The following is a 25,384-nucleotide window of genomic DNA, read 5'->3' on the forward strand; positions in this document are numbered from 1 at the left end:
CATGATCTCTCCCTGCACTATTTGAATGCGCATTGTAAATACCAATTACCGCACACAAGATGACTCGATGCCCTTCTGTCAATTTCACGGTCGAACGAGGGGACCTGTGCGGCCACCGGCTGCGTCGTCGCAAATTTAGTTTGAGCCACAGCAAAGAAGCCCGCTTCTGTCTGTCTGATAAGAGGGCATGGAACACACAGAAACACTTCGGGCCCTTGGCCTCTTCGATGCGCGCGTGCCGCGTTACACGTCCTACCCGACTGCGGCGGCCTTTGCGCCCGACACAGGCGCGTCCTTTCAACGCCATGCGCTTGAACGGTTGGACCCGAGCGAGCCTGTGTCAGTCTACATGCACATCCCGTTTTGCGAGCGTCTTTGCTGGTTCTGCGCCTGTCACACACAAGGCACGAGAACCCTTGGCCCGGTGGAAAGCTATATCGAGGCGCTTGAGGCAGAGCTCGAAATGGTGCGCGCCATCATACCGAACGGCCTGAAAATGGGCCGCCTTCACTGGGGTGGCGGAACGCCTACCATCCTGCCGCCGGAATTGATTCATCGTCTCTCGGCATCGATACGCCGTGTGTTTCCACCAGCTCAGGAGTTCGAGTTCTCGGTGGAGATTGACCCGACCATGGTCGATCGCGCGAAGATCGAAGCTCTCGCCTCCGAGGGCATGAACCGCGCGTCGATCGGCATTCAGGATTTCGATCCCGAAGTCCAAAAAGCCATCGGTCGCCTGCAACCGTTCGAAACCACACGCGCGTGCGTCGAAGACTTGCGTGCAGCCGGCATCGCCTCTCTCAACACCGATCTGGTCTATGGCCTCCCGCACCAGAGCCTCGCACGCATCGAAGATACGATCGAAAAGGTTCTCACCTTTACGCCGGACCGCGTTGCGCTCTTTGGTTACGCGCATGTGCCTTGGGTTTCAAAACGGCAAAAGCTGATCGACGAAGACGCGCTGCCGGACGATCTGGCGCGCTACCACCTCGCCACGCGCGCCGGAGAACTGTTTGTCGCGGCTGGCCTCACAGCTATCGGCATCGACCATTTCGCGCACCCCGGCGACACTCTGACGGCGGCGCTCGAAGCCGGACGGCTGCGTCGCAATTTCCAAGGATACACGACCGACACATGCAGCACTCTCATAGGGCTTGGGGCATCGTCGATTTCGCGCTTTTCGGAAGGTTATATCCAGAATGCGCCCGCAACCGCGGCTTATCAGCAGCGGATTGCAACCGGTGTTTTTCCGGGCGCTCGTGGCTACCAGTTAAGCCCCGAAGACCAGTTGCGCGCTCGGGCGATCGAGGAGTTGATGTGTCGGTTCGCAGTGGATCTTGACGATTTGAGCCAGGAGTTCGGCACCGATGCCCAGAAGCTGCTACCGTGCCTGACGGAAATGGCCACGCGCTTCGCGCCATTCGCAAGGCTTACGGGAAAGCGCATCAGCATTGCACCGGAAGGTCGACCGTTAACACGGATGATTGCTTCGGTTTTCGATCAGCATGTGCCGGAGGGTGTGCGCTATTCGCGCGCGTCGTAAAATGCCTGAGAGTCCTAGACGCCCTTGCGGGCAGGCTAAGACGCCCTCGCATCCCGAAGGCGGGCTAACCTTCTCTGCCGATCGGCCGAGCCGGATTTCAAGCGATCTCCCGATGTGGCCGTCGGGGTCTGCGACGTAGCCTCAAATGCCACTTGTTAGCCGCCGGGATGAGGGGTCCTCAAAGTTCCCTCAAGTTCCGACAAGATCGCGCGCGTCGTCAAACCAGTTGCTGATCGCATCAATTGAGAACGGAAGGCGGCACCCGTATCCGCCCGTAAACGCGTCATAGGCGGGCCCGTTCAGACCGTTGATGCCGACGAGGACGGGAATGCCCCGCGAGATCGCCTCCGCGATAACCGGGCGAAACCCGCGTCCTTGGGCTTCCATTTTGCCGAACTTGTTCACCACGAGCAGATCGGCCCCGTCGGCGAGACTGCGCGACACCGCCGCGACGGAGGTCTCGAGCGCGGCGGGATCAAGACGGCATCCGCGAGATCCCGCGCCGAGGGCCTGAGAAATCGACAGAACGGGTCCATTGGGCAGGACCTGGATGTCCATGTCGCAAGCGTGGCTTTGGGGTCGATCGATATTGACCTGCACAACGCCACACACGCGAAGTCCTCGCGAAATCGTCTGTCGCGCAAATCGCGCCATCAGGAAGTCCGCGTCGCCCCGACCGGAGCTTTCGATAGCGGCAATGGGAAACATCTTTTGTCCTTTCCGTTCAATCCGCTGCAGCGCTTAGGTGCGGAACATCCTCACCGAAAACACTGGCGCGGGTGATCGTGCAGTCAAGATCGGCAAGCACGCCGTCCTTGAGGCCATAGATTAGTCCGTGAACCTTGACTGGCTCGCCGGCGGCCCAAGCGCGCTGAAGTATTGGTGTCTCAGCGATACGCCGCACGCCCTCGATCACATTGAGCTCCGCCAGCCTGTCGCGTCGGGCCTCGATCTCGGCCAGTTGGCCAAGATCGATCGCGTAAGCGCGCGCCAGGCGACGAATGGGCTCGAGCCAGTGATCTGTCAGACCGCCCAGCATATCCTCGGTCGCCGCCTTGACCCCACCGCAGCCGTAATGGCCGCAGACGATTATCTCACGGATACCGAGGCTTTCGACGGCGAATTCGAGTGCGCTCAGCAGGTTCATGTCCGAGGAATGCACGACGTTGGCGACATTACGGTGGACGAAGACCTCGCCGGGATCGAGCCCGGCCACGACATTCGCAGGCACACGGCTGTCTGCGCAGCCGACCCAGAAAAACTCCGGGTTCTGGCGCGTCGCGAGACGCGAGAAGTAACTCGGCTCTTCGGCCTTGCGGCGTTCCGACCAGGTGCGGTTGCGCTTGAAGAGGTCACTCAGCATCGCGTTCGCCTTATGCCGCCAGCTCGACGCCGGAGACCTCCGCCCGGGCGGCCAAATCGCCAACGAAGCCGCGCACGGCGTGGGTCCATGCCGCCTTCTCCATCGCTTCGGCAATGCGCGGACGCACGGTCTCGTAGGGCAGCGGTGCACCTTCGGCCGCTGCATCGAGCCGGATTACGTGCCAGCCGAAGCGGCTCAGCACCGGCTCGGCGGTGATCTCCTCTTCGCGAAGTGCACGCAGGGCCTGCTCGAATTCAGGGACTGTATCGCCGGGCCCGAGCTGGCCGAGGAACCCGCCCTCGCCCCGAGATGAACAATCGCTGTTCTCCTTGGCCAAGCGCGCGAAGCTTTTCGGGTTTGCCACCGCCTCTTTCGCCAGAGCGCGCGCGCGGGCGGCTGTCGCCTCGCGCTGAGCCGCGTCGCGCGGGTCGCAAGCGATCAGGATATGGGCGGCTTCCCAGAGCGGCGGCGCGCGGAAACGGGTCGGGTCCCGCTCCCACTCGGCGCGGATCGCCTCCTCGGAGGGAACGGGAACCTCCACGGCATCTTCGAGAAGAGCACGAATGAGTGCCTCGTCCTCGGTCTCGGTTTGTCCCGGGGCGACTTCCTGCGGATCGGCGACAAGCGCACGCCGCGCCGCTTCCTGCAAGAGCAACGCCCGGATCGCGAGCGCATTTGCGGCCCGACGCCAGGCGATGCCGGGCTTCTTGCTCGGGCCGCTATGGTGTTGGGCTTCCGCGGCGATTGCCGCGGAAGGGATCGTCTGGCCGTTCACGACGACGTCGGGGAAGAGCGGTTTGGTCATGTTATTCACTCCGCAGCCGAGGGTTGCTTCGCCGCGACGATGCGCAGTTTCTTGACGACGGTGGCGTCGCGTTCCGGCAGAGCGGATGCGCGACGGGACCGCACGATCTGGTAGCCGGGGCGCAGCAGCAGGTAACGCAGCGGCGCGAAGATACCCGAGGCGATGTGAACGAGCCGCGTGAACGGGACCAGCAGGAAGATGGTCAGTCCGAGAACGATGTGCAGCTTGAACACGAGCGCCGCACCCGCGACATAGTCGGCAGCGCCCGGCTGGAAGGTCCAGATCATTTGCACCCAGGTCATGAACTTGACCATCTCGTGACCGTCGGCATGTTGCCAGCTGACCGGCACTGTTCCGAGCCCGAGCAGCAACTGCACCAAAAGCAGTGCAAGTATGCCGATATCGGCAAAGCTCGACGTCAGACGGATGCGCGGATCGGTCCAGCGACGATACATGAGCATCCCGCCGCCGATAAGCGCCATCACCCCGGCGATGCCGCCAGCGACCATGGCGAGGATCTGCTTGGCACCATGGCTGACATGCAGCATGTCGAAGACCCAGATCGGGGTCAGAAGCCCCACGAGGTGCCCCGCGAAGATCACCAGAACGCCGACGTGGAACAGGATCGATGCGATAACGAAGTGCCGCCGCCGCAGCATCTGGCTCGACGAGGTTTTCCACGTGAAGGGGTCACGTTCGTAACGGGCGATGGAGCCCAGGAACATCACGGACAGTGCGATATAGGGATAAATCCCGAAGAAAAACGTATTCATCTGTGCCTCCGTCATTCCGCCGCGGTCTTGGCGCGGTGCTGTGTGGGCGAGTCCATTTGCGCGAGCATGTCCCGCACTTGCGGGCAGCCGGCATTCGGGTCGGGACCGAAGGTCACCTCGGTTTCTTCCCAGATCTTGTCGATCTCCTCGAGATCAGTGGGGGACGGATCGGGCCGCGCGAGGATCTCGGCCACCGCGTCTTTGTCGGCCGTTGCACCGGACATCTGCACGAGGGCCTCGAACACCGCGGCATAGGCGCTTTCGCGTTTGGCCAGCCGTTCGCCGATCGCGGCGAGGATATGCGCTGCGTCGGCCAGCATATCACTCGCCTCCTGCGCCGGTCGGGTCGACAGAAACTCCAGAAGAACCGGCAGGTGGTCGGGCAATTCGGTCGTCGCCGGTTCGAAACCGGCGGCGCGGTAGGTCTCGAGCAGATCGACCATGGCGCCTCCCCGGTCGCGACTCTCTCCGTGGACATGCTCGAAGAGGTTGAGCGAGAGGCTGCGCGAGCGGTCGAAGAGCATCACATAGGTCTCTTCGAGCGCGTAGATATCGCGTTCGCCGATTTCCTCGACGAGCGGCCGCAACGCGCGCCGCGCCGCAGCGTTCAACCGGGTTTCGGAGGCGAGAACGCCCCCGATTTCCGGCGCCGCGCGCTGCAGCTCGATCGTCGGATAGCTTAACAGGACCGAAAAGGCCTTGAGCGTGCGGTCATTGGGTTGATGCGCCATCACTGCACCTCCTGCGGCATCTTGAGCGGACGTTTCGACCCACCGAAGAGCGAACCCTTCGAGATGCCGGTCGAGCAGCCGTTGCAATCAGTGAACCCGGTGCCCGCGCGCAGGTCGTAGGCATCCTCGACCTGTTCGCGATGCGTGGTCGGGATCACGAAGCGATCCTCGTAGTCGGCGAGGGCCATGATCTTGTACATATCCTCGATCACCCGCCCCGAGAGGCCGACACGCGCCGCGATGCCTTCGTCGCGAACGCCGTCGACGGTCTTGGCACGCATGTAGGCCCGCATCGCCAGCATCCGCTCGAGCGCGGTCGCGATGGGTGCCTCGTCCCCAGCAGTCAACATGTTGGCGAGATAGCGCAGCGGAATACGCAGGCTCTTCACGTCCGGCATCGCGCCATCCATGCCGATAGAGCCAGCCTCGGCGGCGTTCTGGATCGGCGAGAGCGGCGGAATATACCAGACCATCGGCAGCGTCCGGTATTCGGGATGCAGCGGGAAGGCGACCTTCCACTCCATCGCCATCTTCCAGATCGGGCTTTGCTGCGCCGACTTGATCCAGTCCTCGGGAATGCCATCGGCACGCGCGGCCTCGATCACTGCCGGATCGTTGGGGTCGAGGAAAACGTCCAGTTGCGCGTCGTAGAGCTGCTGCTCAGACGGCGCGTTCGCCGCCTTCTCGATCTTGTCGGCATCATAGAGCATGACGCCCAGATACCGGATGCGGCCCACGCAGGTCTCCGAGCACACGGTCGGGTTGCCGCTTTCGATCCGCGGATAGCACAGGGTGCATTTTTCGGATTTCCCAGTCGACCAGTTGTAATAGACCTTCTTGTAGGGACAGCCCGAAACACACATCCGCCAGCCGCGGCACTTTTCCTGATCGATCAGGACGATGCCGTCTTCCTCGCGCTTGTAGATCGCGCCCGAGGGGCAGGACGCCGCGCAGGCCGGGTTGAGGCAATGCTCACACAGGCGCGGCAGGTACATCATGAAGGTGTTTTCGTATTCCCCGTAGATTTCCTTCTGGACGCCCTCGAAGTTGTAATCCTTCGAGCGTTTCGAGAATTCACCGCCGAGGATTTCCTCCCAGTTCGGGCCCTTTTCGATCTTCTCGATCCGCTCTCCGGTGATCTTCGAGCGCGGGCGTGCGGTCGGAAACGCCTTCATCTCGGGCGCGTTGGCGAGGTGCTCGTAGTCGAAATCGAACGGCTCGTAATAGTCGTCGATCTCGGGCAGGTCGGGATTGGCGAAGATATTCGCCACGATCCGCCACTTCGACCCCTGCCGCGGCATCAGCTTGCCCGACGAGGTGCGTTTCCAGCCGCCGTTCCAGCGCTTCTGGTTCTCCCAGTCGGTCGGGTAGCCCGTGCCGGGCTTTGTTTCCACATTGTTGAACCAGGCGTATTCAACGCCATCACGGCTGGTCCAGACGTTCTTGCAGGTCACGGAGCAGGTGTGACACCCGATGCATTTGTCGAGGTTCAGCACCATGCCGATTTGTGCGCGGACTCTCATTCTGCTGCCTCCTGGGTAGCGGGCTCATCGAGCCAGTCGATCTTTTTCATCTTGCGGACCACAACGAATTCGTCGCGGTTCGCACCAACGGTGCCGTAGTAGTTGAACCCGTAGGAAAGCTGGGCGTAGCCACCGATCATATGCGTGGGCTTGAGTGTCGCGCGGGTCACCGAGTTGTGGATGCCTCCGCGCAGGCCGGTCTTCTGCGAGCCGGGCGTGTTCACGATCTTCTCCTGGGCGTGATACATGAAGATCGTGCCTTCCTTCATCCGCTGCGAGACGACCGCGCGAGCGGTCAGTGCGCCGTTCACGTTGTAGGCCTCGATCCAGTCGTTATCCTCGATCCCGGCTTTCCTGGCGTCGGTCTCGGAGATCCAAACCACTGGCCCGCCGCGGTTCAGCGTGAGCATCAGCAGGTTGTCCGAATAAGTGGAGTGGATGCCCCACTTCTGGTGCGGCGTGATGAAGTTGAGCACGACATGATTCTCGTCGCCCGCGACCACCTCCTGCGTCACTGTCTTGAGGTCGACGGGCGGGCGATAGGACACGAAGCCCTCTCCGAAGGCACGCATCCACAGGTGATCCTGATAGAGCTGCTGGCGGCCCGTCAGGGTGCGCCACGGGATCAGTTCGTGGACGTTTGTGTAGCCCGCATTGTAGCAGACATCCTCGCTCTCGATGCCCGACCAGGTCGGCGACGAGATGATCTTGCGCGGCTGCGCGGCGATGTCGCGGAAGCGGATCTTGGTGTGCTCCTGCCCCTCGGCGAGATGCTTGTGCGCGCGGCCCGTGGGCTTCTCGAGCGCTTCCCACGCCTTCACCGCCACCTCGCCGTTGGTTTCGGGGGCGAGCATCAGGATCACCTCGGCCGCATCGATATCCGTCACGATCTTCGCGCAACCCTTGGCGGGACCGTCTTCCCAGACACCGTTGAGCTTGCGCAGCGCCTCCACTTCGTGCTCGGTCTTCCAACCGATGCCCTTGCCGCCGTTGCCGAGCTTGTCGAGCAGCGGCCCCACCGCAACGAACCGATCATAGAGCGTGGTGTAGTCGCGCTCGACTGTGACGTAGTTCGGCGCGGTCTTCCCCGGGATCAGGTCGCACTCGCCCTTCTTCCAGTCTCGCACCTCCGGCTGGGCAAGTTCGCCCGCCGTGTCGTGCAGGATCGGAGCCTGAACGATGTCGGTCTCGACACCCAGAACCTCCGGCGCCACCTCCTGGAATTTCTTCGCGATCGCCTTGAAGATCTCCCAGTCGGACTTGCTCTCGTAGGCCGGGTCCACGGCCGCCTGCAGCGGGTGGATGAATGGGTGCATATCGGAGGTGTTGAGGTCGTTCTTCTCGTACCAGCTCGCCGTCGGCAGCACGACATCCGAGTAGACGGCCGTCGTCGACATCCGGAAGTCGATGCAGACCAGCAGGTCCAGCTTGCCTTCGGGTGCTTCGTCACGCCAGACGGCCTCGGTGGGCTTCGAGCCGCCCTCTTCGCCGAGATCCTTGCCGATCACGCCGTTATCGGTGCCCAGCAAGTGCTTGATGAAGTATTCATGCCCCTTGCCGCTGCTGCCGAGAAGGTTCGACCGCCACACGAACAGGTTGCGCATCCAATTCTCGGGCGCGTCCGGGTCCTCGCAAGACATCTGCAAGTCGCCTGACTTGAGCTTCTCGGCTACGTAGTCCTTCGGATCCATCCCGGCGGCTTTCGCGGCTTTCGTGACCTCGAGCGGGTTGGTCTTGAGCTGCGGTGCCGAAGGCAGCCAGCCCATCCGTTCCGCGCGGATGTTGTAGTCGATAAGGGACACGTCCCAGTCGCCCTTGGGCGCGGTCGGCGAGAGGATTTCACGCACGCCCAGCGTCTCGTAGCGCCACTGATCGGTATGAGCGTAGAAGGCCGACGTGCCGTTCATCTGCCGCGGCGGGCGCGACCAATCGAGGCCGAAAGCCAGCGGCAGCCAGCCGGTCTGCGGACGCAGCTTCTCCTGCCCCACGTAGTGGCTCCAGCCACCACCTTCTTGACCGACACAGCCGCACATCACCAGCAGGTTGATGATGCCGCGGTAGTTCATGTCCATGTGGTACCAGTGGTTCAGACCGGCCCCGAGGATCACCATGGACTTGCCACGCGTCTTCTCGGCATTGGTCGCGAACTCGCGGGCCACGGCGATGATCTTGTCGGCCGACACGCCGGTGATCTTCTCCGCCCAGGCGGGGGTGTAGGGCAGGTCATCGGTGAAATCGTGGCTCACCCAGTCGCCGCCCAGCCCCCGGTCGAGACCGTAATTGGCACAGAGCAGGTCGAACACGGTGGCAACCATGGCCTCGCGTCCATCGGTGAGCGTGACCTTCTTCACCGGCACGTTGCGAGTGAGCACCTCGGGATGCTGGCACTTGACGAAATTCTCGGTGGCCGCGCCGCCGAAATAGGGGAAATCGACCCCGACCACCTCATCGTGGTCCTCTTCCATCACCTGGCTCAGGCGCAGACGCGTCTCGCCCGCACCGGCGCGGTCCTCGAGGTTCCATTTGCCCTCTTCGCCCCAGCGGAACCCGATCGACCCGTTGGGCACGACCAGATTGCCGGAGGTTTCGTCATGGGCGACGGTCTTCCATTCGGGATTGTTCGCCTCGCCCAACGCGCCGTCGAGATCGGACGCACGCAGCAGCTTGCCGGGGACGTGGCGGCCGTCCTGCTCGTCGAGCACCACCAGCATCGGCATGTCCGAATAGCGCCGCGCGTAATCCTCGAAATACTCGGCCTGCCGGTCGAGGTGATATTCGCGCAGGATCACGTGCCCCATCGCCATGGCGAGCGCACTGTCCGTGCCCTGCTTCGGGTTGAGCCAGATGTCACCGAACTTGGACGCTTCCGAGTAGTCGGGGCAGATCACGGCGGATTTGGTACCGCGATACCGAGCCTCGGTGTAGAAATGCGCGTCCGGCGTGCGGGTCTGCGGCACGTTCGAGCCCCAGATCAACAGGAAACCCGCGTTGTACCAGTCCGCCGATTCCGGCACGTCGGTCTGCTCGCCCCAAGTTTGCGGCGAGGCAGGAGGAAGGTCGCAGTACCAGTCGTAGAAGGACAGGCAGGTACCCCCCAGCAGCGAGAGGTAGCGCGCGCCGGCGGCGTAGCTGACCATCGACATCGCGGGGATCGGCGAGAAGCCGAAGACGCGGTCGGGGCCATAGGTCTTCGCGGTATAGGCATTGGCGGTCGCCGCGATCTCGGTGGCCTCGTCCCAGCTTGCGCGGACGAAACCGCCCTTGCCGCGCGCCTTGGTGTATTCGGCGCGCAGCACGGGATCGCTCTGGATCGAACTCCAGGCTTCGATCGGCGACTTCGTCTTGCGCATCTCGCGCCACATTTTCAGCAACTTGCCGCGAACCATCGGGTGCTTCATTCGCGCGGCGGAATAGAGATACCAGCTATAGGAGGCGCCGCGGGCACAGCCGCGCGGTTCGTGGTTGGGCAATCCGGGACGCGTGCGCGGGTAATCGGTCTGCTGGGTCTCCCATGTCACGATCCCCGACTTCACGTAGATCTTCCAACTGCAAGACCCGGTGCAGTTCACCCCATGGGTCGAGCGGACGATCTTGTCGTGACGCCAGCGGGACCGATAGGTCTCTTCCCATTTACGGTCCTCGCGGGTCACCTGCCCGTGGCCGTCGGAGAACTGCTCCAACTCCTTGGATTGCAGGAAATTAAGTCTGTCGAGCAAGTGGCTCATGTCGCGTCTCCTTGCGGAAATGGGTTTGAAGCGCGCGCCGCGGGACGACACGGCGCGCGCCGGTCGTGTCAGCAGGGAACGGAGGCGCCCTTGCGGCTGTAGAAGAACCAGGTCACCACCACGCAGATTGCGTAGAAGATCATGAAGCCCCACAGAGCTGCGTTGGGAGCGCCGGTCAGGCTGATCGACGTGCCGTAGAATTTCGGGATGAAGAAGGCGCCGTAGGCCGCGATCGCCGAGGTGAAGGCGATGATCGCCGAGCTTTCCAGCTCCGATTGCTTGAGCGTGGCGGCCGCGTCGAGATGCGGGTTCAGACGCGGCACTTCCTGACGCATGATCGAGGGGATCATCTGGAAGGTCGAGGCGTTGCCCACGCCGGTCAGGAAGAACAGCGCCATGAAGCAGGCGAAGAAGCCCCAGAAGCTACCGGCGTCACCGGCCGAGGGCAGGAACTGCAGCACGCCCCAGACGGCGACGATCATGCCGACGAAGGTCCAGAAGGTCACGCGACCGCCACCGAACTTGTCGGAAATCCAACCCGTGCCGGCCCGGCTCAGCGCACCCACGAGCGGCCCGAGGAAGGCGAATTGCAGCACGTCCACTTCGGGAAACTGCGTCTTCATAAGCAGCGGGAAGCCCGCGGAATAGCCGATGAAACTTCCGAACGTGCCAGTGTAGAGGACGCACATCACCCAGTTGTGGAAGCGCGAGAAGATCACCGATTGCTGTTTGAACGAAGCGCTGGCCGATGCGATGTCGTTCATTCCGAACCATGCCGCGATCGCCGAAAGAACGATGAAGGGCACCCAGACAAAGCCGGCGTTCTGCAGGAAGAGCTCACCTCCTGCCGACAATTGCTGCGGCGCGCCGCCGAGGGAGCCGAAGACGCCTGTGGTGATCACGATCGGCACGACGAACTGCATCACCGAGACACCCGCATTGCCGAGGCCCGCATTGAGAGCCAGCGCGTTCCCCTTGGTCTTCTTGGGGTAGAAATATGCGATATTGGCCATCGAGGAGGCGAAGTTTCCGCCACCGAAACCGCAGAGCAGCGCGAGCAGCAGGAAGACGACATAGGGAGTCTCGGGATTCTGCACCGCGAACCCGATACCGAGCGCGGGCAGCAGCAGCGTCGCGGTCGAGAAGGCTGTCCATTTGCGTCCGCCGAAGATCGGGATCATGAAACTGTAGAAAATGCGCAGGGTCGCGCCCGACAGGCCGGGCAGTGCCGCCAGCCAGAACAGCTGTCCGGTCGAGTAGTCGAAGCCGATCGCGGGAAGCTTGGCGACGACGACGGACCACACCATCCAGACCGAGAAGGCGAGGAGAAGGGCAGGAATCGAGATCCACAGGTTGCGGGTGGCGATTGCGTGCCCGCGGGTTTTCCAGAACTCCGGATCCTCGGGACGCCAGTCGGTCAGCACGTGTCCGCTCTGACCGGAAGTTGCTATTGTCGTGGCCATTGGAGTGGCTCCTTGAGAAATGTGCGAGGGGAGAGACGGGCTACCCGATGGACAGCCCGTCACGAGCATCAGGGCATCGACTTCGCGAACGGCTCGTCGGGCACGTCGGAGAGATACTTCTCTCCTTTGAGGCCGGGGTGCCGGGCGTGTTCCATGCGGCGAATGGCGACGTGCATCCAGATCACCGAGACGAGGACCAGCACGAAGAGAAGCATGAAGGGCGCCGTCCAGACACCTGTCCGATCGAGGAGGAAGCCGAAGCTGATGGGCAGGAAGAAACCGCCCAGTCCCCCGATCATGCCGACGAGACCGCCGACGGCTCCCACATGATGCGGATAGTAAACCGGGATGTGCTTGTAGACCGCCGCTTTCCCGAGGCTCATCACGAAGCCGAGGATCACGGTCATCACCATGAACATCGTCGCGTTGAGACCGAAGGTGAACGAGATCGGGCTGTGGATGCCGACGACCGTGTAGCTGGTCTCGGGGTAGCTCATCACGAACAGCAGCACGAGCGAGACGAGGAAGGTCAGATACATCACGAAGCGTGCACCCCATTTATCCGACATCCAACCGCCGAGCGCGCGGAACACGGACCCGGGCAGAGAGTAGAAGCCCGCGAAGACGCCAGCCGTCGTGAGCGGCAGCCCGTAGGCGCCGACGTAATAGCGCGGCAGGAACGAGGCGAGCGCGACAAAGCCACCGAATACGAAGAAATAGTAGATTGCGAAGCGCCAGACCTGGATATTCTTGAGCGGCGCGAGTTGGTCGCCTGCCGAGACCGGCTTGGCCCCGGTCTTCTTGCGTTCCTGCTGCACCGGGTCGGTCTTCGAGGTCAGGTAGAAAACCACCGCCGTCGCGGCGAGAACCAGAGCGTAGACTTTCGCAGTGCCTTCCCAACCGAGCGCGACGACGAGGAACGGCGCGGCGAAGTTCGTCACCGCGGCCCCGACGTTTCCCGCACCGAAGATGCCCAAGGCAGTGCCCTGACGCTCTTTCTCGAACCAGCGAGACGTGTAGGCGACGCCCACGATGAAGGACCCGCCAGCGAGGCCGAGCCCGAGCGCCGCGATAAGGAATACCTCGTAGCTGTGAACCGTGGCCAGCAGCCAGACGGCGACAGCGGTGATGAGCATCTGCAGCGGAAACATGATCCGGCCGCCGAACTGCTCGGTCCAGACGCCAAGGAAGATACGGCTGATTGACCCGGTCAGAACCGGCGTCGCGACCAGCAGCCCGAATTGGGTATCGGACAACCCGAGCTCTTGTTTGATCTTCACGCCGATGATTGAGAAAATCGTCCAGACCGCGAAGCAGACGGTGAAGGCGAATGTGCTGAGCCCCAGTGCCCGATATTGGTCCGAGCGCGTGACTCCTTCGAGTGTATGCATTGTCTCTCTCCGAAGTTTGGCCGACGTGAACCGCCGGTCCGGTTGCGGACAGATCAACAGGGAGGGAGACTGGAACTGGTTGATCGAAATCAAACCGCTAAGCATCAAGGATCAAAATAAATCAGCGGGCGGCAAGCATCATGCCTGCAAAAAACGCATATCAATGCGATCGCGGACAGGTGACAATCGACAGCTTGACATTTATCAAGCTAAATATGTCAGGCACGAAGAGAGGTGAAACATGGCCATCCGTTTGAGCGACGACGAAGCCAGCGAGATTCGCAACCTCCAACTCTTTTCCGGAATGGATGACGAGAACTTTTCCGCATTGATCCGCGGGGCCTATGTGCAGAATTTTCCTCCGCAGATCGAGCTGTTCACCGAGGGCGAAACGAGCGATTTCCTTCACGTCGTCACCGGCGGGTCGGTGGAACTGTTCGCGACATGGAACGGGCGCGAGACGACAATGGCGACCTTGCAGCCTGTCTCGACCTTCATCGTCGCGGCGACCGTCAAAGCGGCGCCCTACCTGATGTCCGCGCGCACGCTCGAGAAATCGCGTGTCATTTTGGTGCCCTCGGAGGACGTGCGCGCGATCTTCGACGCCGACCCGACATTCGCGCGCAATGTGGTCACGGAACTGGCGCACGGATATCGTGGGATCGTGCGGACCACCAAGAACCTCAAACTCCGCACGTCTCTCGAGCGTTTGGCCAACTACCTTCTTCATCGCCACGCAAACGAAGACAAGGCTGATGAATTCGAGCTCGGGATCGAGAAACGGCGCTTGGCATCCTACCTCGGGATGACACCGGAGAACCTGAGCCGCGCAATCCGTCAATTGAGGCCTTACGGCGTCGAAATCGAGGGGAGCGGTGTGACGGTCACCGATGCGAAAAGTCTTCGCGCCTTCGCCAAGCCCTCGCGGCTGATCGACGATCCTTGCTCTTGAAGGCTCAGGGAAAACCTTAGTGCTGTCGTCTCTATCCAATGCAATCTTGCTTCAAATTTTCTACTTTTCTGCCTCCGTCGGCCCTTTCGATCCTCTCAGCGCGACAGGCGAACACCTTGTCTGCGCACTCCCCAATTCAGTCCAGCGCAAGCGGTGCACGCCCTGAGACAAATGGGGACACGGCAACAGCCGGTCGTTTGAGCACGATACGTCCTACGAGCCCCTACATTTGCACCTTTCAAGCTGCGGCGCCGCTGGAGATGCGGGCTAATAACGGACATTCGCTGAAGCATTCAGCAACGGCAGCAACGGGCCGGGAGCAACGTGGATAGAGAAGGACGGAGACTGGCTTGGTTCGTGACCTCATGCCAGATGCCCCTTCTCGTCGGTCTCACATCAATGGCGGGCGCAATGATCCGCTGTCACGAGGCTGGAGATCGACTGCACGCCGCATGTATCGGCCCGGTGGCATGCCGACATGGCGGCTGAACGCGGTGCTGAAGGTGCTGGCGGAGCCATAGCCGACCCGCTGCGCCACCTCGTCGAGAGGGACCGTGCCGGCGGAGAGGAGATCCTTGGCGACGGCCATGCGCCAAGTCTGGAGATATTCCATCGGGCGCATTCCGACGATGCGGGCGAAACGTTCGAAAAAGGTGGAGCGGGACATGCCCGCCGCGAGGGCGAGCCCCTCGACGGTCCAGGATCGCTCCGTATCGCCATGCATATGCCGCAGCGCGACTGCAATCCGGTCATCGGCCAGCCCGCGCAGCAGCCCCGGTTGCGCCGCGTCTCTGGGCACGGAGCGCAGAGCTTCTATCAGCAGGATTTCCACCAGCCGGGCCAGAATGAGGCTCCGCCCGGCATTCTCCTGTGCCGCCTCCTCGCCGACCATGCGCACCAGTTCCGTCAGTCTCGGAACGCCGCGGATGTGGATCATCCGGGGTAGCAGCGACACCAGCAGCGCGGCGTCGGGGGAGGCGAAGGCAAAATAACCGCCGAACTGCCGGACATCCGCGGGCCCGTCGCGTCGGCCATAACGGACGTCTCCTTGCGGGTCTGCTTGCCCGCTTGCGGCTTGCAAGGCATCGATCAGGACCGGCGGTGCCGGTTCGAGACCGGACATGGTGAAGGCCGGGGTGGCCGGCAGCAGCACGAAATCTCCAGCCTCCAGCACCACCGGCGTCTCGCCATCGACAGCGAGGCGACAGCTTCCTTCGGTCACGGCGCAAAACCCCGGCTGACCGAAAGCCGAATAGCGCACCGCCCAACGCCCGGCGCCACTTATGCCTTTAGAGAAGATGGCACGGGGGCGCAAAAGCGCGATCACCTGAGCAAGCGGATCGGAGGTTGCGGTGGGCATTGCGGCACTTATTTGGACTATCGCAAACCTTTTTTGGACTATCCATTGCAGATAGTTCGATTTGCGCCCGCTATTTCTCGGTCGTCAACAGATTTCACAGGAAACCGACATGAAGACCATTCTCATCACCGGTAGCTCGTCCGGCTACGGGCTTGAAACCGCGCGTCACTTCCACACCAAAGGCTGGAACGTGATCGCCACCATGCGCAACCCGCAAGCCAGCCCCTTGCCCGCGTCCGAGCGCATCCGGGTCTTGCCGCTCGACATCATCGACCCGGACAGCATCAAAGCCGTGATCGAGGCCGCCGGCCCGATCGACGTTCTGGTCAACAATGCCGGGATCGGCCTCGTGGGCGCTGTCGAGGCGACGCCGATGCCGCTGATCCGCAAGATTTTCGAGACCAACACCTTCGGCACGATCGCGATGACCCAGGCGGTGATCCCTCAGATGCGCGCACGCCGCTCAGGGGTGATCGTCAACGTCACCTCAAGCACTACGCTCGCTCCGATGCCGCTCGCTGCGCTCTACACCGCGAGCAAACAGGCCATCCAGGGGCTCACCGGCTCGCTGGCACATGAGCTCGGGTATTTCGGCGTGAAGGCGCGGCTGGTCGAGCCGGGCTATGGTCCGACAACCCGGTTTGCCGAGAACAGCCAGTTTCGTATCGAGGATCTGATCCCGGAGAGCTACGCCAGCTATGCCGGGCCGGTTTTCGAAGCTTTTGCGACGCCCGAAATGGTGACGCGGGAAAGCGACGTGGCCGAGGCGGTCTGGTGTGCTGCGACTGATGCTGGCGACCGCTTGCATTATCCTGCCGGCCCCGATGCCGTAGCCTTGTCTGACGCGGGCTGATGGGCAAGCCAGGGTCACGCCCTCACCGGTGTGGCCCGCACCCCTTGCAGACACGCCGACCCGGCGGGGGCAAGACAGAATATTCGACGGTTTCGTGCGTGTCTCCGCCCCCTAAATGAAATTGGCATGCGGCATAGACGATGGAGGTCGGCTTCGAGCGATCCGCGAGTGCGCGATAAACTGCTCCGCCCAAGGGGGCAATTGTGTTACGCTGCCGCAAGTCACTTCGAGCTCAAGTTTACCGATTTGGCGCGCAGCACATATGTCCGATCTTTGACCCGCACCGAAGATGCCACGAAGTTTTGCGTGGTTTGACATCCCTGGGGGTTTGATGGCGGCGTATTTCTCTATCGATCTCCTCAGCGACAAGACGTGCGACAATGGCAGCATTCATAATCGGCCAGATGCAAATTCACAGTCGAGACTGGATGAACGAATACTTCTCGAAGATCCCCGACGTCGTAGCGCAGCATAGTGGACAGTTTCTGGTGAGAGGCGGCGACCCCGAGGGCATGGAAGGCGAGAACGCGATTCCTGATGCTGCGTTCATCATCGAGTTTCCAGACCGCAGTTGTGCGAAAGGTTTTTGGAACTCGCAGGAATTCCAAGAGCTTGCCATCTTGCGTCGCTCGGGTTCAACGCTCAACGCGATCTTGGTCGATAAATTGGCATAGGATGTCTTGGCAATGACTGCTGTCATGTCTCCCTATTTCGGCGATGAAAAGATACAGGCGCTTCAAAAAGCCCGAGATGAGCAGGTGGCCGAGCTCATCGACACGCCTGGCGCGGTGCTTCACGCCCGCACCTTTTCGAGCGACGACCCGGCGCAGCTGGGTTGGGACCGGTTACGCAATAGCATGGTTGACGAAGGCATGATCACGCTTCGCGGTGTCGATGCGCAGACGGTTGAGACTGCGCGCGAAGAGCTGAGCAGCTTCGATCCCAAGCTGCATCTCTGGGACCTGTTCATGGCGGATGCAAATACCATCCGCGACGTCTGCGCAAAAATAACAGATAGCGGACTTCCAGAGGACCTGTCGCGTGTGCCCGACGAGGCGTTGACACCGCAGAGGGCTCGCGATGTCCAGTCATTCCTGGCAGATCAGGGCATTTCTCCCTTCTCGACGGACGCTCTGCTTGGCAAGCTTTTTCCCGCGCAGCTCATCGCGTTGCAGAGTAGCGACGGCCGTATGGTTGCGGCCGGGTTCGCGGCCATGACCCACAATCGACACAGCCCCTTTTTCAGGTCAGCATGGGTTGGCCTGATCGCAGTCGATCCCGCGCTGCGGGGGCTGGGCATCGGCAAGCATATGGACGCGCTGTGCAACCTTGCTGCTGTCACTGAACTCGGAGCGGAAGCGACGATGGAGTTTGTCGCACAAGACAACGCTCCGTCGCGCGCGATGCTGGAAAGCTGTGGGTTGAGGCAGACTGAAGGAAAGTCAGTCGTGATGTTTTCAACATCTGCCGACCGCATCACGCGATAGCCGTCTTGCCTGGTCCCGCTCCGCTTCGCGCCAGTGAGGTTTCAGCAGCCGCATTTCCAGAAACAACCAGGTGCTTTCAAAGCAAGCGCGATTACGACCGCTACGTTCCATAATGCGACATACCTGTCCGAATGACCGGTTCTGGGAAGCTGCGTTGCAGCGTTCGACCAATGACGAAAGGCAGCTTTGGGCCGAGAGCGTCTGGCTCCCGACCCGGACCGGAGGCCAAATCGTGACGTGATCCGCGCGCTCGCCCGGAATTGCCTCCAGGTCAGCCCGCTCCGCGCGGATTGAGCGGCATTTCGAGCAAGACCGAAGACAGGCATTTTCCATGTGCATCTAGCGCCAGAGAGCGGGTGACGCCCCCGGCCAGCGCGCCCCGGATCACAAAATTCATCGCGCAAAGCTTTGGCAGCACATAGCGTGTCACCGCTTCGGACGGTTGGCCGAGATGGGCAGCGACCCGCTCCGACGTGACCTGTGCCTCAAGGCGAGGGAAGTCTTCCGGCCGATAGGCGATTACCGAAATGTTCGAGGTATCGCCCTTATCGCCGGTGCGCCCGTGGGCAAGGTCATGCAATTTCATGGTGAGGCTCCATCAGCTGCGCGCAGGTCGACACTTCGGCGGCGGGGAAGAGTGTAGAGGCGATGGCGATAATCTCTTTCACCGATTTGGTGACGCCGCCCCCGGCGGCAGGACCGCAGAGATAAAGCGCTTCGACCTCTTGGGCGACGGTCTGGGCGGTGGCGCGGTCAGGACATCTGGCCGCGTAACGCAAACGCAAGTCGTGCTCGGTGCCGAGCACCTGCGAAAGTCGCTCGGTGATCCCCGCCTCCTTGAGCCGTTCATCGAGAATTGCGGCGGCTAATTCTGCGCGAGCATGGGCATTGGCTCCTGCATAGGAAATCTGCCCCTCGCCCTGCCAGCCGTCCCGATACGCGACCGACACTTTCAGCCATCCGGTCGGGGCACGTCCGTCAGCATCGCGGAGGGCTACGCGATCGGGGCCGACCTGTTCGAAGGTGACGTCTGAGAAATCCGCGATCACGTCCGGCTGCACATAGGCGGCGGGGTCGTGAATCTCGTAGAGCATCTGTTCGGTACAGGTGGCCGGAGTCACCAGCCCGCCAGTGCCCGGCAGTTTCGTGATCACCGCATTTCCATCGGCAGAGACCTCGGCCAGCGGAAAGCCGATATGCGCGATGTTCGGGACGTCTTTCTTTCCTGGATCGGCGAAATACCCGCCAGTTATCTGTGCTGAGCATTCCAAAAGGTGTCCGATCAGCGTACCGCGCCCGAGGCGGGTATAATCGCTCATCTCCCAGCCGAAGTGATGCACCAAGGGCGCGAGGAACAGGGCCGGATCCGAGGCGCGCCCGCAAATCACGATATCGGCCCCTCGAGACAATGCGTCGACGATGCCGGTGACACCGATATATGCGTTGGCGGAGACGAGCCGCGCCCCGAGCGCGCCTGCGGTCTCTCCGATCTCATCGAGCCGGTAATCCGCGATGCGGTCCGACACATCATCGCCGGTCACCGCTGCGACGGTCAGCGGCAGCCCGAGTTCGGCAACGATGGCGCGGGCACATTCCCCCGCCGCGCGCGGGTTGGCCGCTCCCATGTTGGTCACGATTTTCGTGCCGTTTCGCGCGCAGCCGGGCAGGCACGCGCGCAGACGTCGCTCGAGCAGAGGATCGAAACCGCCATTCGGATCCTCCAGCCGCGCCTGTTGCGCAAGAGCGATGGTGCGCTCGGCGAGACATTCGAAGACCAGCACATCCAGCGCGCCGCGCTCAGCGAGGTCTTTCGCGGGGTCGATCCGGTCTCCCTGAAACCCCGCGCCACAGCCGATACGGAAAGTCATGCCATGGCTCCTTTCTGGCGTTGACCGAATTTGAACGCGCCGAACAGGAGCGCCAAAGCAACGATCGGTGTGGCCGGGTTCGGCCAGATGGCCAGGCCGATCACCGCGATCAGGAGCGCGATATCGAACGGTCTTGAGCCCGTCATCGGCGCGCCGACGAGCAGGGCTGGAACCGCGACGACCAGCGCCGCACCGCCCAGCATCGCCTCGGCAATTGCCAGCGGGCCGCCGGTGAAGAGCATGCCGGGAAAGATCAGCAACAAGAACGGAACGAGATAGGTCACAGCGCCAAGCCGCACCGCGTGCCCGGCTGCCGGCAGCCAATTGGTGTTGGCGATACCCGAACCGACGAAGACGGCGACGCAGACTGGCGGCGTAATCACCGAGATAGTGGCGAAGTAGAACACGAAGAGATGCGCGGCCAACGGGTCGACGCCCACCGCAGTCATCGCCGGGGCAAGCACGGCAGCGACCAGAACATAGGCGGCGGTGGTCGGTAAGCCCATTCCCATGATCAGGCAGACCAGACCCACGATCAGAGCCACCAAAGGCACGCTATCTCCGGCCATCGATACGATCAGGGACGACAGCGTGACACCGATGCCAGTCAAGTTGATCATCGAGACGAGGATTTGCGCCCCCGCCAGCAGCACGCCGATGATAACAAGGCCCTTGCCTGCGTCTTCCAAACCGCTGATAACTTGGGCCGCCATCTCTCGCGGTGACAGGCGTCCCCATTCGGTGGCCACGAAGGCGATCAAGAGCCCGACGACCCCGTAAAAAGCGGAGGTGGCGATCGAGCGACCCAGCCAGATGCCGATCCCAAGGCCACCAAGCGCGCAAAGGATAGGGGCGATACGGCGCGGCGCGAGGATGGTTGCCCAGGCGGGCAGCTCTTCGTCGGGGACAATAGCGAGGCCGCGTTTCACCGCGACGAAATGCACAGTGACAAAGACGGAGGCGTAGAACAGCACCGCAGGGATGATCGCGCCGAGGATGATCGTCGTATAGGGCACGCCGAGAATCTCGGCCATCACGAAGGCTGCAGCCCCCATGATCGGCGGCGCAATCTGTCCGCCGGTGGAGGCGACGGCCTCAACCGCTGCCGCGAAGGCGCGCGGATATCCCAGGCGGATCATCATCGGGATGGTGAAGTTGCCGGTGGTTGCCACATTGGCCACGGCCGAGCCGGAGATCATACCGAAAAGGCCGCTCGCAATGGTGGCGATCTTCGCCGCCCCACCAGGTTGCCGCCCGCCGAGCCGCATCGCAAGATCCATGAAGGCCTGACCGCCGCCGCTATGCAACAACAGCGCGCCGAACAGCACGAATGCCGCGATCACCGTGGCCGCGACACCTGTCAGCATTCCCCAGATGCCGAGGTCTCCCAGAAAAATCGTCTCGGTCACGAAGGCGCTGTCAAAGCCGCGATGGTGCAGCGCGCCGGGCAGCATGTCTCCGTAAAGCGCATAGCCGATCCCGATCAACACCAGCACCGGAAAGATCAGCCCCACCGTACGCCGCCCCAGTTCCAGCACCGCCAGCACGAGGCCGACCGTCAGTGCCTTGTCCAGCGTGGTCGCCCAGGGCAGCGACGACATGATCTTGTCGTAGTTCCAGATCACATAGCCGCAGGCAACCAGAACTGCTGCGCAGAGGAGAAGGTCGATAACGAGCCCGAGCTTGCGCCAGCTTTTGCCGGCGCCGAGGGGATAGAGCGCGAACCCCAACGCGGTGATCAGGGCAAGAAACAGGGCCCGTTGGATCAGCCCCTCGAACGGGCCGGTGGCCGCCGTGTAGAACACGAAGGCGCCGACGAGGATCGCCAATCCCTTTTGGATGACCGGGAGGTTCGCGCGGCTCATTTACTCGCCCTTCAGTTTGGCGGGGACGTCCATGCCCTGCTCTTCGAACCAGCGCAACGCACCGGGGTGCAGCGGCACGGTGCCGTAATCGAGCGTCATCTGAGCCAGATTTGCGCCTTTCAGGCTGGCCATTGCATTGGCCTGCGCGGTGTCGTCAGACATGATTGCGGAGACGATCTTATAGGCGGTCTCGTCGTCCATCGAAGCGGGGGCCGCCACGCCGACACCGAAAGCCCAGGTGCTGTAGGCGGGAATGCCCTCTGCGGCACCTGCGGGAATATTGACGACGGAGATGTCCGGCATATCCGCGCGCAGTTTCTCTGCCTGCGCGTCGCTCAGGCCAAGCACGTTGATGTCGGTCGAGACCGCAATATCCATCGTGGACCCGTCGAGCTTCGTGCCCGAGCCGGATTTGACGTAGCCTGCCAGCCTGTTGTCCTTGATCGCGCCGACGATGTCGGTGGTCGAGCCGCGGACGTAGTCCGCCGAAAGACCTAGCGTGTCGAACACGGCCTCGGTCGTAGCCTCCGTGGAGCCGCCCTTGATCCCCGGATTGAAGCGCTTGCCCTTCAGCCCCTCAAGGCTGTCGACACCGGAGTCAGCGCGCACGATGACGTTTTGCGGCGCATTGGTGTAGACCCAGAGCAGACGCAGATCCTGCGGGTTGCTTTCGAAGGCGTTGGTGCCCGCATCCGCGTGCTGCACCGCATTCGTGGTCACGAGACCGAGGTCGATCTGTCCGCGGGCCATGCGCCGGATGTTGTCCATGGTAGCACCGGTCTCGACGACGGAGGCCTTGAGCCCTTCGGCCTTTTCGTTGATGAGCTGACCGACCGCGACGAAATAGCCGTAATGGCTGGACGAAGCGGACGTCGATCCGATCAGCAAATCTTTCTCCTGCGCAGCCAGCGGCGATGCGAGAAGGGTCGCGCTGAGGAGCGCGGCGAGCGTGTATTTCATTGTATCCTCCCTTGGATGCCCTTTGGGGGCGCTACCATATTCAGACAGCTGCTCTGTTGCGAAAATAGAAAACTTCTGCATAATTGATGCATGAATCGCAATAATATTTCCCTATCGGATTATCTAGCCGTTCTGACCCTGCGGCGCACGGGAACATTTCGGACCGCCGCCGAGGCGTTGAAGATGTCGCCGTCTGCGCTGTCGAGACAGGTCGCGGCGCTGGAGGAACGGCTGAAGGTGCGGCTGTTCGACCGCGATACGCGCAATGTGTTGCTCACCGCGAGCGGGGAGGTCTTTGCCCGCATTGCCGAGCGAATGGTCAACACCGCCGACGATGCTCAGGCAGAGTTCGACGCGCATCTTTCGGCGCGCCATGGGCAGCTGACAATCGCCGGACTGCCCTCGGTCACGGCGGCACTGTTGCCGGGTATTCTGCGTCGCTTCGCGCAGCGCCATCCGCAGATCGACCTGAAGATCATTGATGCCCTGTCCGAGAGCGTGATCGAGGTCGTGGAGTCGGGTCGGGCCGAGATCGGCTTCACCGCCGGAACGGGCTCCACCCGGTCGCGGCTTTCATTTCAGCCGGTGACGGATGACAGGTTCCTCGCGATCGGCGCCCCTGACGGGCCACTTGCGGAGGATCGTCTCTATGATTGGGGTGAATTGGTCGAGATGCCGTTCATCGCGATGGCGCAGGGCACTTCGGTGCGAGAACTGCTCGACAGCGCCTGCCTGCGCCTTGACCGCCCGCTTTCGCCGCGGTTCGAAGTTGCGCATCTCGCCACGGCCGGGGCTTTCGTGGCGGCGGGGCTTGGCATCACCGCACTTCCAGAGCTGACGCTCGCCGTTTTGCCGACCGATCGTCTCGTGCGTCGTGAAATTCGCGATTTCGGGATGCGTCGCCGGATCGGTCTGGTGCGCCAGCCAGGACGCTCATTGTCTCCGGCGGCAGCGGCATTCATGCAAGTTCTAGCGGAGGAGCAAACGCAGGCCGAGCCGCCAAACGAGCTGAACTCACCGGAGCCCCGCTCCGAGAGGCAAGTGTCTTCTTTAAGGTAAATTCATTGGCATTGCGCGCAAACGAGTTTCGTGCCCATCGCGACTAAGAGTTGCTGCAACGCGATGAGAACTTTTAAGTTTGCGAGGGAGAGTGACGCGCGCGGGATCACTTGGAGACGTGCTCCTGATCCGCCTCCATCACCCCCGCATCCTCCAGCCCTTCACGGTCGGGCAGATCCTGCAGAGTCTCCAGATCGAAGGCCGCGAGGAACTGATCGGTGGTAACGAAAGTAAACGGAGCGCCGCGTTGAGGGGCGCGAGGGCCGGTAGCGATCAGGCCGCGCGCGTGCAGGCGGCCCGTGAGGTCGCGGCTGATTTCCTTGCCGAAAATGTCCTTCAGCCCGTCGCGGGTGATCGGTTGGTGGTAAGCGATGGCCGCGAGCACGGCTATGTCGAATTCGCTCAGATCGAAGAGCTGGTCTCCGACATCCGCCGCTGCCCGGATCGCGGGCGCATAAGAGGACCGGGTGCGCAGCATCCAACCGTCGGCGACGCGAGCGACCTCGAATGAGCGCCCCTCCAGATCGGCGGCGAGATCGGCGATCAGCAGGTCGACCGACGCCCCCTGCCCCACCACCCGCGCCAGATCGTCGCGTAGAACTGGCGTTGCGGAGGCAAAGAGCACCGCCTCGATCCGCCGCATCCATTCGCGCCAACGTAGCTCGGGCGGCAAGTCATGAAGCTCGCGGTCCAGCGATGTCCGGTCCTTCGCCATGCTCACACACCATACAGGCGGAAGGTGTCGCGCCCGGTCAACTCGCGGATCGCACGCAGTTGGACGAGCCGGTCGCAAAGCCGGCGCGCGGCGCGATCGGGTAGCGGCAGGGCCGCAGGGGCAACGGCATCCCGGGAGAGGAATAACGCCACCGCCTCCGCCGCCCCTTTTGCGCGCAGCTTCGGCGCCACCGCACGCAGCCGGGCGGTTCGGCGAGTAAGGTCTGTTAACAGCCGGACCGCCTCGATGGCAGCCGTATGCAGCGCGCGGTGGCAGGCGAGGTGCAGCTCCGTCCCGGTCAGGCGCAGCTCGGCGCGTTTGAGGCCCGTTGAAAGCAGCGGCACCAGATGGTTCCAACCAAGCGCCTGCGCCAAGGCGGCGTCGGCGAGGATCAGCGCTGCGAGTTGCGCGCGCGGCGCCTCGGCAAGAACCGCCTCAAGAACGTCCGCCGCCCGCGCGACCGGGGCCCCCTGCCCCACCGCCAGCCAACGTTCGAGCGCCTCCGGCGCGTGATTCGGCAGCGCACGATGAAGCGACGCGACCGAGGTCGGCCGCTCCACCGCGCGCCGCCATGCTAGATAGACCTCGCCCGCCGGTCCTGGCAGATCACCGTCGCGCAAAAGGTTCACCGCGTCGCGTAGGTCCGGCGCACGCTCGGGGCGGCCCGAATGGGTCACGCGAAGTTCCGCTGCGCGTAATGAAAGACGTTCGCGCAACAAAGCATGGGGGGCGGCGTCGCGCTTCAACACCAGATGCAGATGACTCAACGCGGCACCCGACAAAAACGCCACATCTTCAAGGGTTTCGCCATGCCCCCGCGTGACCCAAGCCGGCAGGTGCGGTAAGGTTTCGTAAGCGTCAGAGATGTCGGGCATCAGCGATGTCATGTCCTGAGCCTACCCCGCCGCGGCGCTTTTCTCCAGAAAATTGCAGCATAACCGCCCCGCT

Annotated in this window: 22 protein-coding genes; 6 read left to right on the forward strand and 16 right to left on the reverse strand. The window is 62.5% G+C overall.

Features of this window, described 5'->3' with window-relative positions:
* Window positions 1-187 precede the first annotated feature (187 nt).
* Window positions 188-1,543, forward strand: coding sequence for an oxygen-independent coproporphyrinogen III oxidase (hemN, locus tag BMG03_RS18905; protein WP_077701401.1), 1,356 nt, complete (start codon window positions 188-190; stop codon window positions 1,541-1,543).
* Window positions 1,544-1,732: 189 nt separating this feature from the next.
* Here the strand turns inward: hemN and BMG03_RS18910 are convergent, their stop codons facing one another.
* The 9 genes from BMG03_RS18910 to BMG03_RS18950 form a co-directional block, all read right to left on the reverse strand.
* Window positions 1,733-2,251, reverse strand: a complete 519-nt coding sequence (locus BMG03_RS18910; protein ID WP_075777295.1) for a DUF2478 domain-containing protein — start codon at window positions 2,249-2,251, stop codon at window positions 1,733-1,735.
* A 16-nt stretch (window positions 2,252-2,267) separates the two neighbouring features.
* Window positions 2,268-2,906: a carbonic anhydrase gene (locus BMG03_RS18915; RefSeq protein ID WP_075777296.1), complete on the reverse strand. Its 639-nt coding sequence runs from the start codon at window positions 2,904-2,906 to the stop codon at window positions 2,268-2,270.
* A 10-nt stretch (window positions 2,907-2,916) separates the two neighbouring features.
* Complete coding sequence (locus tag BMG03_RS18920; RefSeq protein WP_075777297.1) at window positions 2,917-3,711, reverse strand: peptidylprolyl isomerase; 795 nt, start codon at window positions 3,709-3,711, stop codon at window positions 2,917-2,919.
* A 5-nt stretch (window positions 3,712-3,716) separates the two neighbouring features.
* Window positions 3,717-4,484 carry a respiratory nitrate reductase subunit gamma gene (narI, locus tag BMG03_RS18925; RefSeq protein ID WP_077701434.1) on the reverse strand — a complete coding sequence of 256 codons (768 nt, stop codon included), beginning with the start codon at window positions 4,482-4,484 and terminating at the stop codon, window positions 3,717-3,719.
* Between the two features lie 11 nt (window positions 4,485-4,495).
* Entirely contained in the window at window positions 4,496-5,215 is a 720-nt protein-coding gene (gene narJ, locus BMG03_RS18930; RefSeq protein WP_075777299.1) for a nitrate reductase molybdenum cofactor assembly chaperone, read from the reverse strand.
* The gene (narH, locus tag BMG03_RS18935) at window positions 5,215-6,738 is read right to left on the reverse strand and encodes a nitrate reductase subunit beta (protein ID WP_075777300.1); all 1,524 of its coding nucleotides are present in this window, start codon (window positions 6,736-6,738) and stop codon (window positions 5,215-5,217) included. Before narH ends, narJ begins: the two co-directional genes overlap by 1 nt.
* Window positions 6,735-10,463: a nitrate reductase subunit alpha gene (locus BMG03_RS18940; RefSeq protein WP_075777301.1), complete on the reverse strand. Its 3,729-nt coding sequence runs from the start codon at window positions 10,461-10,463 to the stop codon at window positions 6,735-6,737. The genes narH and BMG03_RS18940 overlap by 4 nt, the downstream gene beginning before the upstream one ends.
* A gap of 68 nt (window positions 10,464-10,531) precedes the next feature.
* Entirely contained in the window at window positions 10,532-11,926 is a 1,395-nt protein-coding gene (locus BMG03_RS18945) for a NarK family nitrate/nitrite MFS transporter (protein ID WP_075777302.1), read from the reverse strand.
* A 68-nt stretch (window positions 11,927-11,994) separates the two neighbouring features.
* The gene (locus BMG03_RS18950; protein ID WP_075777303.1) at window positions 11,995-13,317 is read right to left on the reverse strand and encodes an MFS transporter; all 1,323 of its coding nucleotides are present in this window, start codon (window positions 13,315-13,317) and stop codon (window positions 11,995-11,997) included.
* A gap of 241 nt (window positions 13,318-13,558) precedes the next feature.
* Between BMG03_RS18950 and BMG03_RS18955 the strand changes: the two genes are divergently transcribed.
* Window positions 13,559-14,269, forward strand: coding sequence for a cyclic nucleotide-binding domain-containing protein (locus BMG03_RS18955; RefSeq protein ID WP_099049389.1), 711 nt, complete (start codon window positions 13,559-13,561; stop codon window positions 14,267-14,269).
* A 391-nt stretch (window positions 14,270-14,660) separates the two neighbouring features.
* Here the strand turns inward: BMG03_RS18955 and BMG03_RS18960 are convergent, their stop codons facing one another.
* The gene (locus tag BMG03_RS18960; RefSeq protein ID WP_075777304.1) at window positions 14,661-15,629 is read right to left on the reverse strand and encodes an AraC family transcriptional regulator; all 969 of its coding nucleotides are present in this window, start codon (window positions 15,627-15,629) and stop codon (window positions 14,661-14,663) included.
* Window positions 15,630-15,738: 109 nt separating this feature from the next.
* On the opposite strand from BMG03_RS18960, the gene BMG03_RS18965 reads away from it, so the two are divergent.
* The 3 genes from BMG03_RS18965 to BMG03_RS18975 all read left to right on the forward strand — a co-directional run bounded on the left by BMG03_RS18965 (window position 15,739) and on the right by BMG03_RS18975 (window position 17,969).
* A complete protein-coding gene (locus tag BMG03_RS18965) occupies window positions 15,739-16,482 on the forward strand; it encodes an SDR family oxidoreductase (RefSeq protein WP_075777305.1) in 744 nt (247 codons plus the stop codon).
* Between the two features lie 380 nt (window positions 16,483-16,862).
* Window positions 16,863-17,156, forward strand: a complete 294-nt coding sequence (locus BMG03_RS18970) for a DUF1330 domain-containing protein (RefSeq protein ID WP_075777306.1) — start codon at window positions 16,863-16,865, stop codon at window positions 17,154-17,156.
* Between the two features lie 12 nt (window positions 17,157-17,168).
* Window positions 17,169-17,969 carry a GNAT family N-acetyltransferase gene (locus BMG03_RS18975; protein ID WP_075777307.1) on the forward strand — a complete coding sequence of 267 codons (801 nt, stop codon included), beginning with the start codon at window positions 17,169-17,171 and terminating at the stop codon, window positions 17,967-17,969.
* Between the two features lie 271 nt (window positions 17,970-18,240).
* Here BMG03_RS18975 and BMG03_RS18980 read toward each other — a convergent pair whose 3' ends face one another.
* The 4 genes from BMG03_RS18980 to BMG03_RS18995 are packed head-to-tail and all read right to left on the reverse strand — an operon-like array spanning window position 18,241 to window position 22,662.
* Window positions 18,241-18,555, reverse strand: a complete 315-nt coding sequence (locus tag BMG03_RS18980) for an AtuA-related protein (RefSeq protein ID WP_075777308.1) — start codon at window positions 18,553-18,555, stop codon at window positions 18,241-18,243.
* Complete coding sequence (locus BMG03_RS18985; RefSeq protein WP_075777309.1) at window positions 18,542-19,837, reverse strand: acyclic terpene utilization AtuA family protein; 1,296 nt, start codon at window positions 19,835-19,837, stop codon at window positions 18,542-18,544. The genes BMG03_RS18980 and BMG03_RS18985 overlap by 14 nt, the downstream gene beginning before the upstream one ends.
* Entirely contained in the window at window positions 19,834-21,702 is a 1,869-nt protein-coding gene (locus BMG03_RS18990) for a TRAP transporter permease (RefSeq protein WP_075777310.1), read from the reverse strand. The genes BMG03_RS18985 and BMG03_RS18990 overlap by 4 nt, the downstream gene beginning before the upstream one ends.
* On the reverse strand, window positions 21,703-22,662 hold the full coding sequence (locus BMG03_RS18995; protein WP_075777311.1) for a TAXI family TRAP transporter solute-binding subunit: 960 nt from the start codon (window positions 22,660-22,662) through the stop codon (window positions 21,703-21,705).
* A 90-nt stretch (window positions 22,663-22,752) separates the two neighbouring features.
* Here BMG03_RS18995 and BMG03_RS19000 point away from each other — a divergent pair, with 90 nt between their 5' ends.
* The gene (locus tag BMG03_RS19000; protein WP_075777312.1) at window positions 22,753-23,721 is read left to right on the forward strand and encodes a LysR family transcriptional regulator; all 969 of its coding nucleotides are present in this window, start codon (window positions 22,753-22,755) and stop codon (window positions 23,719-23,721) included.
* 106 nt (window positions 23,722-23,827) lie between these two features.
* Here the strand turns inward: BMG03_RS19000 and scpB are convergent, their stop codons facing one another.
* Both scpB and BMG03_RS19010 read right to left on the reverse strand, forming a co-directional pair.
* Complete coding sequence (scpB, locus tag BMG03_RS19005; RefSeq protein WP_075777313.1) at window positions 23,828-24,436, reverse strand: SMC-Scp complex subunit ScpB; 609 nt, start codon at window positions 24,434-24,436, stop codon at window positions 23,828-23,830.
* A 2-nt stretch (window positions 24,437-24,438) separates the two neighbouring features.
* On the reverse strand, window positions 24,439-25,323 hold the full coding sequence (locus BMG03_RS19010) for a DUF1403 family protein (RefSeq protein WP_075777314.1): 885 nt from the start codon (window positions 25,321-25,323) through the stop codon (window positions 24,439-24,441).
* Between the last annotated feature and the right edge of the window lie 61 nt (window positions 25,324-25,384).

This window comes from Thioclava nitratireducens (genome assembly GCF_001940525.2).
Taxonomy (GTDB): domain Bacteria; phylum Pseudomonadota; class Alphaproteobacteria; order Rhodobacterales; family Rhodobacteraceae; genus Thioclava; species Thioclava nitratireducens.